11 protein-coding genes and 1 tRNA gene are annotated in these 10,822 nt (G+C 65.5%); 6 read left to right on the top strand and 6 right to left on the bottom strand.

Annotated elements, in window-relative coordinates:
- The 5 genes from Q0R23_RS04680 to Q0R23_RS04660 form a co-directional block, all read right to left on the bottom strand.
- Positions 1-211: adenylyl-sulfate kinase (locus Q0R23_RS04680; RefSeq protein ID WP_293910872.1), on the bottom strand; the 211-nt coding region annotated here is incomplete at its 3' end.
- Positions 208-1,800, bottom strand: coding sequence for a nitrite/sulfite reductase (locus Q0R23_RS04675; protein ID WP_293910870.1), 1,593 nt, complete (start codon positions 1,798-1,800; stop codon positions 208-210). The genes Q0R23_RS04675 and Q0R23_RS04680, both read right to left, overlap by 4 nt.
- 33 nt (positions 1,801-1,833) lie before the next feature.
- The gene (locus Q0R23_RS04670) at positions 1,834-2,145 is read right to left on the bottom strand and encodes a DUF4395 family protein (RefSeq protein WP_293910874.1); all 312 of its coding nucleotides are present in this window, start codon (positions 2,143-2,145) and stop codon (positions 1,834-1,836) included.
- Complete coding sequence (locus Q0R23_RS04665; protein ID WP_293910868.1) at positions 2,085-2,399, bottom strand: DUF4395 family protein; 315 nt, start codon at positions 2,397-2,399, stop codon at positions 2,085-2,087. The genes Q0R23_RS04670 and Q0R23_RS04665 overlap by 61 nt, the downstream gene beginning before the upstream one ends.
- Before the next feature lie 333 nt (positions 2,400-2,732).
- On the bottom strand, positions 2,733-3,200 hold the full coding sequence (locus tag Q0R23_RS04660) for an RrF2 family transcriptional regulator (RefSeq protein WP_293910866.1): 468 nt from the start codon (positions 3,198-3,200) through the stop codon (positions 2,733-2,735).
- A 200-nt stretch (positions 3,201-3,400) separates the two neighbouring features.
- On the opposite strand from Q0R23_RS04660, the gene Q0R23_RS04655 reads away from it, so the two are divergent.
- The 3 genes from Q0R23_RS04655 (at position 3,401) to Q0R23_RS04645 (ending at position 6,247) form a co-directional block, all read left to right on the top strand.
- Complete coding sequence (locus tag Q0R23_RS04655; RefSeq protein WP_293910864.1) at positions 3,401-3,838, top strand: organic hydroperoxide resistance protein; 438 nt, start codon at positions 3,401-3,403, stop codon at positions 3,836-3,838.
- 441 nt (positions 3,839-4,279) lie between these two features.
- The gene (locus Q0R23_RS04650; RefSeq protein ID WP_293910862.1) at positions 4,280-5,419 is read left to right on the top strand and encodes an NAD(P)/FAD-dependent oxidoreductase; all 1,140 of its coding nucleotides are present in this window, start codon (positions 4,280-4,282) and stop codon (positions 5,417-5,419) included.
- Between the two features lie 303 nt (positions 5,420-5,722).
- The gene (locus Q0R23_RS04645) at positions 5,723-6,247 is read left to right on the top strand and encodes a DUF4388 domain-containing protein (protein WP_293910860.1); all 525 of its coding nucleotides are present in this window, start codon (positions 5,723-5,725) and stop codon (positions 6,245-6,247) included.
- 452 nt (positions 6,248-6,699) lie between these two features.
- Here Q0R23_RS04645 and Q0R23_RS04640 read toward each other — a convergent pair whose 3' ends face one another.
- Positions 6,700-8,625 carry a peptidyl-prolyl cis-trans isomerase gene (locus tag Q0R23_RS04640; protein WP_293910858.1) on the bottom strand — a complete coding sequence of 642 codons (1,926 nt, stop codon included), beginning with the start codon at positions 8,623-8,625 and terminating at the stop codon, positions 6,700-6,702.
- Between the two features lie 78 nt (positions 8,626-8,703).
- Here Q0R23_RS04640 and Q0R23_RS04635 point away from each other — a divergent pair.
- From Q0R23_RS04635 to Q0R23_RS04625, 3 genes are all read left to right on the top strand, one after another.
- Positions 8,704-8,780 (top strand) — tRNA-Arg (locus Q0R23_RS04635).
- A 267-nt stretch (positions 8,781-9,047) separates the two neighbouring features.
- Positions 9,048-10,232, top strand: a complete 1,185-nt coding sequence (recF, locus tag Q0R23_RS04630) for a DNA replication and repair protein RecF (protein WP_293910856.1) — start codon at positions 9,048-9,050, stop codon at positions 10,230-10,232.
- On the top strand, positions 10,229-10,822 hold a 594-nt coding region (locus tag Q0R23_RS04625), incomplete at its 3' end, for a DUF721 domain-containing protein (RefSeq protein ID WP_293910854.1). The genes recF and Q0R23_RS04625, both read left to right, overlap by 4 nt.

Below are 10,822 nucleotides of genomic sequence, written 5' to 3'. Positions count from 1 at the left end.
CGATGCGGCGCACGTTCATGTCGCGGTCCTCGCGCGAAAAGCCCAGACCTTTGCTCAGGTTCTCGCGCACGGCGTCCCCGTCGAGCAGTTCGGTTTTGATACCCGCTTCCAGCAATTCCTGATACAGCGCGCTGGCGAGCGTACTTTTCCCCGCGCCCGACAGGCCGGTCAGCCACAGCACCCGCCCTTGTGCTGTCTGGGTCTGGCTCACGCCAGCACTCCTGCTTTGTCCAGCACGCCCTCAGTCAACACGCTGTCGGGCAGGAAGCGCTCCTGGCCCATGCGGTCGGCGTACTCGACGAAGCTTTCGCCCGGCGTCTTGTGGGCCTTGAAGTCGGTGATGACCTTATCGGTGTATTCAGTCAATCTCTCGGCGGGCACGACCCCTTTGAGCTTGCTGCCCAGCCGCTCGGCCTGACCGATGCTGCCCGCCAGGTGGACGTTGTAGACCTCATCGAATTCACCTTCCGCGCCGCCCTTGCTGGCCCGCTGGGCGCCCATGAAGCCCAGGTCGGCCACCTGATAGCGGGTGCAGGCGTTCGAGCAGCCGGTCAAATTGATGACCAGCGGCACGTCGAGGTCGCTGTGCAGCGGTTCGAGCAGATCGATCATGCCCGCGACCCGCGCTTTGGTTTCGGTCAGCGCCAGGCGGCAAAACTGGGTGCCGGTGCAGGCGATGGTGGTGCCGCGCAGGGTGGCCTTGGGCGCCAGGTCGAGGAGTTGCAACTCGGCGACCAGGGCGTCCAGGTCTTCCGTCTTGACATGCGGAATCATCATGTTCTGGAAGGCGGTGGTGCGCAGCACGCCCTTGCCGTAGCGATCGGAGAGGCTGGCCAGGGCGCGGGCCTTGCCTGGGTCGATGCGGCCCACCGTCGTGGACAGGACCACGTAGTTCAGGCCGTCACGCTGGGGGTTGATGCCCAGCACGTCGCTGCCGCCGAAGCGGGCCACCGGGGCGGCGGGGCCGCTCTGGAGCTTGTAACCCAGGTACTCGGTTTCCATGATCTCGCGGAACTTCTCCGGGCCGATGTCTTTGATGAGGTACTTCAGGCGGCTCTTCTTGCGGTTGACCCGGTAACCGTGGTCGCGGTAGGCGCCCGCGATGGCCCGCCCGACTTCGATGACCTGATCGGGCCGAATGAACACACCCAACCGCCTGGCCAGATGCGCCACCGCGCCCAGTCCGCCGCCGACCCAGACGTCAAAACCAACTTCATTATTCACTTCATGCGCCAGGAAGCCGACGTCGTTGATGTGGTGGATGCCTTCGAGTTCGGGCACCGCCGTGATACTGATCTTGAATTTGCGCGGCAGGTCCTCGAACTCGGTGTTGCCGCTCAAGGACCCTTCCATCGCGGCGGCAATCGGGCGAACGTCGATGCGCTCGCGGGCGTCCAGACCGGCCAGCGGCGAGGCGATCACGGCGCGGACGGTATCGCCGCAGGCGCCGCGCGTATGCAGCCCCACTGTTTCGAGCCGGGAGAGAATCTCCGGAATGTTCTCGATCCTCAGCCAGTGAAACTGAAACGCCTGGCGGTCGGTGACGTCCAGTAGGCCGCGCCCGAAGTCCTCGGCGATTCCGGCCACCACCCGCATGGTCTGGGCGCTCAGCTCGGCGGTGGGCACCTTGACCCGCATCATCAGGAAGCCGTCCTCCTGGGGGCGCTGAGGATACACGCCCGCCCATTTGAGCAGGTCGAGCTTGCTCTCGTCGATCTTCCCGGCGGCGGCGTACTGAGGAATCAGGTCGAAGATTTCGAAGGGCGGCAGTTCCTTTTTCAGCGTTTCGATGTCAGACATGGCGTTTTGCTCCAGTGGGTAGTGTCGGTAGTGTCAAGGGCGGGTGTTGAGGCGGTGGCGCAGCATTTTGTACCGGAAGTACAGCCGACAGCCGACGCCGATGTTGGTGGTGAGGTCGAGCATGGCCAGCGCCATCACCGCGAAGGCCATCACCGCGAAGGCCAGCAGCAGCCCCAGCAGGCTCTGGCCCGCGAAGCTGGCGAGCGCCGAGGCCAGCACAACCGCGCCGCACAGGCCCTGCGCGAAGTGGTGCGCCTCCGGGGACTCGTCCACTAGAGCAAATGTCATAAAAAGACCCTTTTTATGACCGAGCGGAGCGAGTAGTGTTGACTGAGCAAGGCGCAGAATGGAGGCGCGGGGAGGCTGTTTTCCCCGTGGCGTAATTCGGAGTACTGATCTACTTCGGGCCTGAGCCTCAGCAGGGGAGAGAGCAGCCGGTACGCCGCCCTCATCGGGCAGTGCGCCGGAATCAGGGCGCCGAGCGACATCGCCGCGCCCAGCAGCAGGGCCAGCCAGGGCGCCTGAAAGGCCAGACTCAGGGCCGTCACAGCGACCACGCTGAGCTGGTTGAATTTGATGGCTGAGAGGTCGGTCCGCATGCCCGCTATTATTGACCAAGTTTGTCACTAATGAAAGTGACCTGTTTGGTCAACTGGGGCGGGTGCAGAGGTGGGGTGGGCGTCGAGCTGGCGTTCGGTTGGCGCTGCATGGCGAGCAGGACAGCATCTTCCCGATGTCGCCAGACGTGACCAGCTCGTCACCCCCGCCGGTGTCCCCCGGCCCATGTCTAGAGCGGTGGGCTTACGCGAAACGCACGGTCCAGCTTCTCGCGTCTCGCACAAGGTCGGAGAGTACGAAGTCGGAGGGCCGTGAAGCTGCGGTCTCGTGCGCTACCCGACGATTTAGCCCTACCCGATGACCAGACGTCTAACTCAGGCATTCGGTTTGAGCAGGTGCTCCAGGCAGTGGCTGTAGCTCACGCCCTGTTTGGCGTCTATCACCAGGTCCTGCACGCTGAATTCCTGCAACACGGCCAGCATGGCGTCGCGCATGCGGGTATAGACGGTGTTGCGGGCGTGGCAGCGCTCCTGCTCTGAGCAGCTTTCGCGCCAGTTCAGACTGACGCACGAGAGCGGCGCCACCGGCCCGTCGATGGCCCGCACGACCTCGCACAGCGACACCAGGTGCGACTTGCGGCTCAGGGCGTAGCCGCCGCCGATGCCTTTTTTACTTTTGACCACGCCCTTGGCGCTCAGCGCCGCCAGGATACGCACCAGGTAGGGCCGGGCGATGTGGGTGTGCTCGCTGATCTCGTCGCTCGACACCCAGCGGTCGAGTTCCTGCGTGCCGAGGTAGCCCAGGGCCTGAAAAGCGTAGATGTCGGTGGTCGAGAGGCGCATGGTGCGCTGAGTCTAGACCATCGGCGAACCACAGAGCCCTGCGGCGAGCAAATTGATAGCGGGCAAATTGATAGCGGGCAAATTTGTCGTCCCTAAGATGGATTGTGCACAACTTAGTCTGACAAAACTCAGTTTAACAAGACTTTCACTAAGCAACCGGCCTGACGTTCCCCAGCCTGGGCAGGGCAGATGATGTCGGCATGACCCAGATCGACCAGACCGCTGCCAGCAACATCTACACCGCCCAGGCCACCGCCCACGGAGGCCGCGCCGGACACGTTCAGAGCAGTGACGGGCGCCTGGACCTGGCGCTCAGCGTGCCGGGCGAAATGGGCGGCGACGGCGCGGGCACCAACCCAGAGCAGCTCTTCGCCGCTGGCTACGCCGCCTGCTTTCAGGGCGCCCTGGGCGTGGTGGGTCGCCGCATGAAGGTGGACACCGCCGAGAGTGAAGTCGTCGCCCAGGTGGGGCTGCGTAAAGATGGCCTGTCATTCGCGCTGGACATCGAGCTGCACATCCGCATTCCCGGTGTGGAGCGCTCCGTCGCCGAGCAGATGGTGGCCACCACCCATACCGTCTGCCCCTACAGCGTGGCGACCAAGGGCAACGTGGACGTGCGCCTGGTGGTCGTAGACTGAACGCACCAGGCGCGTGAAGGTTTCAGGCGCGGCGCCCTGCTGGAGCGGCCCCTCGCCGTTCCAGTAACGCCTTGTGATCGCCGGGTCGCCCTGCGGTTCATCAAGATCAGGCTGGTTTCGCAACAGGCTGAGGTTGGCTGACCGTGCGGTAGACTGAGGCGGCGAGGCAGAAAAGGGCGGCAGCGGTCACGGCGCCGTGCCGGTTCCCGCAGAAGGTGTGTTACTCGCTGAAGCACTGGTTTTGGGGAGCAGAGCTGGCCTTGAACTTCGCCAATCCGTACAGTTGAATCGGGTCATTGGTGTACACTGGACACTGTTGCTTGAACGCCTTGCAGAGCTGGCAGAACCTGAGCTGGCAGAACAGATGCTCGCTCCAGACAGCTCAAGACCCTCAGACCGGTTCCGGCAACGCTCGTGAATTCGTTCACAGGAGAGACACACATGAAAACGATCATTCTCGGCGCTGGTTACGCGGGTCTCGCGGTGGCGACCAAGCTCAAGCCCCACGCGGACCTCGACGTGACCCTGGTGGAGCAAAACCCCTACCACACTTTCGAGACCCGCTTGCACGAGGCGGCGGCTCACAACACCAAGGTGACCGTGCCCCTGGCGCCGCTGCTGCGCGGTACGGGCGTGGCGCTCGATCTGGCGGTCATCACCGAAGTCAACCTCGACACACGCGAGGTCAAGACCAAAGACGGCCCCACCTACCACTACGACAACCTGGTCGTGGGCCTGGGCTCGGTGACCAATTTCTACCGCATTCCGGGCCTGGCCGAAAACGCCGCCGAACTCAAGGAACTCAAGGACGCCGACAAGATCTTCGATTACGTCAACCGCGTCTACGACGCTGGCTACCTCGGCAACCGCGATATCGTGGTGGGCGGCGCGGGCCTGACCGGCGTGGAACTGGTCACCGAGCTGGCGCAGCGCAACGAGGCGCTGAGCAAGGCGCGTGGCCTGGCGCCGTTCAAGATCTACCTCGTCGAAGCCGGACCCGCCATCTTGCCGATCATCGACGCCGCCCTGCGGGCCAAGGCCGAGAAGGTGCTGCGCGACTACGGCATCGAGATTCTGACTGGCAACCGCCTGATGATGGCGACGCCCAGCAGCGTGACGGTGCAGACTGCCGACGGCGCCCAGCACGTCATCGAGGCGGGCAAAATCATCTGGACCGGCGGCATTCAGGCCCGCGATATCGTCAAGGCCGACAAGCTGGAAAAGGGTCCGGGCGGACGCATCGTGGTCGACGAGGACCTGCGCATCCCGGCCTACCCGGAGGTGTTCGTCGTCGGTGACATGAGCCTGGCGCTCAACCAGCAGAACAAGCCCGTGCCCACCACCGCCCAGCACGCCGGGCAGCAGGGCCGCCTGACCGGCGACAACATCATGCGCCTGGTGCGCGGGCAGCCGCTGCAACCGTATGTTCCCAACACCCTGGGCGAGTTCATCAGCCTCGGCGGCCTGATGGCGGTCGGCTGGATGAAGCTGCCCTGGAACCAGAAGCTGGCCATCACCGGCGGCCTGGCCCACGTCATGAAGCGGGCCTCCGAGTGGCGCTGGCGGGCCAGCATCGAGTAGGCGAACACCGAATACAACACCGAATACAACACTGAATGCACAGCAGGGGAAGCGGCGCCGATGCCTGCTTCCCCTGTTTTCGGGTGAACTGGTGCTCTGGCTGGCCTGGACGGCGAACCTGACGGCCCTGGACGCAAGGTTCGGCTGAGCGTGGCGGGACGGTCAGCGTCGTCTGACACGCTGAAAATCTGGCGTTCTGGCCCTGTTGGATCTGGCGTCTACGGTCCAGGCTGGCGCTCATCCGGCGCCGGAGCACCCCCACCCCCCGACGCGCCGGGCACTTGGACACGCTACACTGGCGCCATGCTGCGAGGCAGCCTTGACGAGTTTCCCATTTTAAATGTGCTTCAGATGCTCACCAGCAGCAGCGTGAGCGGCAAGCTTCACGTCGCTCACCTGCGCGGCGGCGACATCTGGCTTCAGGTCGGTGAGGTGGTGCATGCCACGGCGCTGTCCCGCGAGGGCGACGACGCCCTGGACTTGATGTCGTCGGTCACGGGCGGCGATTTTACCTTCGACCCCGACCAGCTTTCCCCCACCAAAACCGTGCAGATGCGCCGCAACGCCCTGCTGCGCCACCTCAGCGTCAGCAGCGACGCCTGGCAGGAACTGCTGGCCATGTTTCCCGCCTGGGACAGACCGCTGACCTTCACCGAGCGCTGGACCGACCAGCAGCCGGTCACCCGTACCCAGTTCCGCATTCTGAACCAGGTGGGCCGCCTGCCCCTGGGCGACCTGGTATCCCAGAGCGAACTCTCCCCCCGCGCCACCCTGGACCTGCTGCGGCCCTTCGTGCAGTCGGGACTGGTCAACGCCAGCGGGCGCTAGCCGGGCTGCGCTGCGCCACTCCGGTTTTGACGGATTGACCGGCGACTGTCGGTAGAGACTGTGTGAGCGTCCGTGTCATACGGGATTAAAATGAGTTCAGGCCATTTGCCTTTAGAGCAGATGTCATAAAAAGACCCTTTTTATGACCGAGCGGAGCGAGTAGTTTTGACTGAGCAGGACGCAGAATGGAGGCGCGGGGAGGCTGTTTTCCCCGTGGCGTAATTCGGAGTACTGCTTTAGTCCCTCGCCCCCTGCGGGAGAGGGAGTCGTAGACCTGCCCAGCAGAGGGAGCCGCAACGCGGCGCAAGGGTGAGGGGACCACCAAGCGGCGTTCCCGCTTCATGCACGCGATTCTTTTTAATTCCGTGTCGGACAGGCAAAGCCCGGAGCGCGTCTCGCTTTCCGGGCTTTGCCTTGTTGTCGTCTTGTGGGTGGCGGCTAAACGCTGCGGCTCAGGGGTTGGCCGAGCTGGGCGCCGCAGAACTGGGGGTGGCAGAACTGGGGGTGGCAGAACTGGGCACCGCCGAGCTGGGGGTGGCGGCGCTGGATGTTCCGGCGCTGGGTGTAGCAGCGCTGGGCGTCGTCGGCACGGCGACGGCCACACGCTTCTCCTGGGCGGCCAGCACGGCGCTCAGGTCGTTCTGGACCTTGATCCCGGCGAGCTGGGCCTTGAGGTACGCCGCGCCGACCTCGACCCGTTTCTGGGCCAGAAGCTGCGGACGGATAATCTCCTTGACCTCATCCAGCGCCTTGACACTGGGTTTTACCAGGTCGGTGACGTAGGCGACGCTGAAGGTCTTGCCGCTCTCGATCACGTCGCTGACGCTGCCTGCTCCGGCGGGCCGCAGGCTGGCGGTGCCGAAGATGGCCTTACCCAGCGCCGGATTTAACTTGGGGTCGCCCTCCTGGAGCGTGCCGCGCTCGGAGACGGTGCCGCCCGCCTTGCTGGCCGCCGTGACAAAATTGTCGCCGCCGAAGGTCTTGCGAAACGCCAGCGCCGCGTCCTGGCTGGCGAATACCGCCTCGCTGACGGTGGCGCTGCCTTTGGTGGTGAAGGTGGCGACGTTGGCGGCGTAATACTTGGCGAGGTCGGCGTCGGTGACTGCCGCGCCTTTGGAGCCGAGCAAGACGAGTTGCTGGGCCAGGTTGGCGCGGCTGCCCACCAGCCCCAGGTTTTTGGCCTTGACGATGCCGGGCGCGGCGTACTGCTCGATGAGCTGCTCGGTCACGCCGGGCTTGAGAAACTGGTTGACCAGCTTGCCCGCCTGGTCGACCGGCACCTGCTGCTGCTGAACTTGCTGAACCAGCGAGCCGAACTGCTGGTTGTTGACGACGCCCACCAGCACGGCGGAATACGGCACCTTCTGGCCGCTCACCACCGCGACGGTGGGGTCGGTGGTCTGCCAGGCGGGCAGCAGGTAGTCGATCTTGGCGCCCTGACGCAGACCGTCGTACCAGGTTTCCAGCGCGGCGCCGTCCAGCAGGTCCTTGACCTTTTTGGTCACGTCGGTTTTGACGGCCTCGAAGGGCTTGGTGCGGGCCGCCACGAACTGCTCGACCTTGACGATGAAAAACTTGCCGCCCGACGGCACCACGTCCGTGACACCGCCCTTGGTCAGCGCGAACGCCGCCGCCGAGACTTCCTGGGGCAGCGCTACGGCGGCGACCGGGCTGGGCTTGCCGTCCTTGAGGGGCCCCAGCGCGCCGCCGCGCTCCTTGAACACACTGCTGTTTTTACTGGCCAGCGCCGCGAAGTCGCCGCCTGCCCTGGCCTGGGCCAGCAGATCGTCGGCGGACTTCTTGTCAGCCACCACGATCTGGCGTCCGATAATTCGGGCCTCGTCCTGAAACTGGTCGCCGTTGAGGTCGTAGTAGGCCTTGAGCTGGGCGTCGGTGGGCGCGGGCAGCGCATCCGTGATCGACTTCTGTTTTTTCTCGATGGCCAGACTGCTGCGAATTTCCTCGCGAAACGAGGCGTCGGTGAAGTTGCGCTGGGCCAGGGCGTCGAGCCAGGCTTTGTTGTCGGTCAGCTTGTTGGCCTTGCGCAGCTCGTCGACTTTGGCGTTGACCTCGCTGCGGCTGATGTCCTGGTCGCTGCTGGCGGCCTTGCGCAGCGCGTTCTGAATCTTGCCCTCGACCACCACCGTCTTGAGGTCCTCTCCCAGCGCTCCGGTGGTGGTGATGCTGAGCAAAGGACTGCTGCGCTGCAAGGTCTGAAGCTCCTCGGCGCTGATGGACACGCCGTTGACCTTGAGGGCCGGGGTGCCGGATACCGCTGCGCTGCCGTTCAAGCCCGGCACAAAGGCGAAGGCCAGCGCCGCCACCATCGCGGCAGCGAAAACCCCCAGCAGCACGCTGATGACTACTTTTTTGTTCACTTGATTCCTCCCTTTTGCCATGCTAAGTTACCTGAGCTTTGCTTAGGTCCGCTCAGCACCACTTCTGTATTCGCATCCGCACCCGTAGCTCAGTTGGATAGAGTGTTGGCCTCCGAAGCCAAAGGTCGTAGGTTCGAGTCCCACCGGGTGCACCACTCGCCACTCCAGTTGTTTGGGGTGGTTTTCTGTTGCCCTGCGCGGCGTCGGTTCGCGCCCAGTTCCTGCCTACCAGCTTCACCACTTCGGGCGAGCCGGGCGGCGAATACAGCACCAGATTCTTGGTCAGTAAGTTCTTGGCACACGCGCAAGAGTCTATCACGCAAGGTAAAGACTGCATGACGCGCTGGTGAGGGCCTGGGGTGAGGCTCACCGTTGGCGCCCGGTATCCGGTGGCGGGCCGGGCGGGCGGCTAGAATGCCCGCATGCTGCTGCGTGCCCTGACTGTGCTGAACTACCGCAACCTGGCGGCGCAGACCCTGCACTTCCCGCCGGGTGTCAGCGCCGTGTGGGGGCCGAACGGGGCGGGCAAGACCAACCTGCTGGAAGCCGCCTACCTGGCCCTGACCGGCCTGAGCGACGCGACGCGCCTGGATCAGTTGGTGCTGCGCGGCGAGAAGGAAGCCTACCTGCGGGCCGAGTTGTGGCAGGGCGGCAGCCTCAGCGTGCTCGAAGTCGGGCTGGGACGTGGCCGCCGGAGCCTCAAGGCCGACGGCGTGCGGGTGCGCGGCAACCAGCTTCCGCCCGGCAGCGCCGTCTGGATTCGCCCGGAAGACTCCGAGCTGGTCTACGGGGCGCCGAGTGGCCGCCGGGCCTACCTCGACGCGCTGCTCTCGCGCCTGAGCCTGCGCTACAGCCAGCAGCTCGCCCGCTACGACCGGGCGCTGGCTCAACGCAACGCCGCCCTGCGCAGCGGGGAAGACTGGGCCATGCCCGTCTGGGAAGACACCCTGGCCAGCCTGGGCGGCGAGATGATGGAGCTGCGCCGCCGCGCCGTGACCCGCCTGGCCGAGCTGGCCGCCCAGGCCAATGCGGACCTGGGCTCCGACAAGCCGCTCAGGCTCGAACTGGTGGAGAGCACCACGCCGGAAACCTTCCGCGCCGATTTCGCCCGCCGGGCCGCCGAGGAACGCGCACGCGGCTCGACGGTCATCGGGCCGCACCGCGACGACCTGATGCTGACGCTGGGCGACTTCGCGGCGGTGGACTACGCCAGCCGGGGCGAGGCCCGCACCATCGCCCTGAGCCTGCGCCGCGCCGAGCTGGAGCTGCTGCGCGAGCGCTACGGTGAGGCGCCGCTGCTGCTGATCGACGATTTTTCTGCCGAACTCGACCCGTCACGCCGGGCCTACCTGCTCGACCTGGCCGCCCGCGTGCCCCAGGCCATCGTGACCGGCACCGAGCGCGTCCCCGGCGCCGCCGCGAGCTGGACGGCGGACCTGGGCACCTTCACGGCGCTGGAATTCGTGAAGCAGGACGGCGACCATCGCGCGCAGATCAACCGTCCAGACCAGACGGACTATCCAGACCAGACGGAGCGTTTAGACCAGATGCAACTCGCCGCCGCACCTGAATCCGCACGCCCTGAACCTCTAGAAGTGGACGCGTGACCCGCCGCACCGGGGGAAGTCGTGGCCTGCGCGACGTGATCGGCATTACGCTGGCGCGGCACCGGCTTCAGGGCGGGCTCTCAAAGGCACGCAGCATTATCTTGTGGCCGCAGGTGGTGGGGCCGGAGTTGGCCAGGCTGACCCGCGCCCGCACCCAGCAGGGCAATACGCTGTTTATCGAGGTGCGCGATTCCAGCATGGCCCACTTCCTGACCATGCAGCGCTCGACCTTCCTGAGCATGCTTCAGGAGCAGCTCGGCGACCTGAGCGTGACCGAGTTGCGCTTCTCGGTGGGGCGCCTGAATACCCACGTGCCGGTGCCGCTGCCCGAACCGCTGCCCGCCCCGGACCGCGCCCGCGCCCGGCAACTGGCCCGCGCCGCGCCTGAGAGCCTGCACGACGTGGCCCTCAAAGCCGCCGAGGCCGTGACCCGCGCCCGCCGCTGGCGCGAGCAGCAGGGTTACGCGCCGTGTGAGGTCTGCGGTGAACCCAGCCGCCTTCAGCCCTGCCGCGCCTGCACCCTGAACCTGGACGACCCCAACGTGCGCCGCGCCGCCCTGAGACTGGGCCGCGACGCCGGGCTGCTGGCG

Source organism: Deinococcus sp., from assembly GCF_025362455.1.
GTDB lineage: Bacteria > Deinococcota > Deinococci > Deinococcales > Deinococcaceae > Deinococcus.
The sequence above is the reverse complement of the archived record's forward strand: the minus strand, read 5'-3'. Positions and strand labels throughout refer to the sequence as shown.

Excerpts from the sequence above, each read along its gene's own strand:
- Q0R23_RS04675 (WP_293910870.1), bottom strand. The coding sequence starts at position 1,800 with ATGTCTGACATCGAAACGCTGAAAAAGGAACTGCCGCCCTTCGAAATC.
- Q0R23_RS04665 (WP_293910868.1), bottom strand. The coding sequence starts at position 2,399 with ATGCGGACCGACCTCTCAGCCATCAAATTCAACCAGCTCAGCGTGGTC.
- Q0R23_RS04660 (WP_293910866.1), bottom strand. The coding sequence starts at position 3,200 with ATGCGCCTCTCGACCACCGACATCTACGCTTTTCAGGCCCTGGGCTAC.
- Q0R23_RS04655 (WP_293910864.1), top strand. The coding sequence starts at position 3,401 with ATGACCCAGATCGACCAGACCGCTGCCAGCAACATCTACACCGCCCAG.
- Q0R23_RS04650 (WP_293910862.1), top strand. The coding sequence starts at position 4,280 with ATGAAAACGATCATTCTCGGCGCTGGTTACGCGGGTCTCGCGGTGGCG.
- Q0R23_RS04645 (WP_293910860.1), top strand. The coding sequence starts at position 5,723 with ATGCTGCGAGGCAGCCTTGACGAGTTTCCCATTTTAAATGTGCTTCAG.
- recF (WP_293910856.1), top strand. The coding sequence starts at position 9,048 with ATGCTGCTGCGTGCCCTGACTGTGCTGAACTACCGCAACCTGGCGGCG.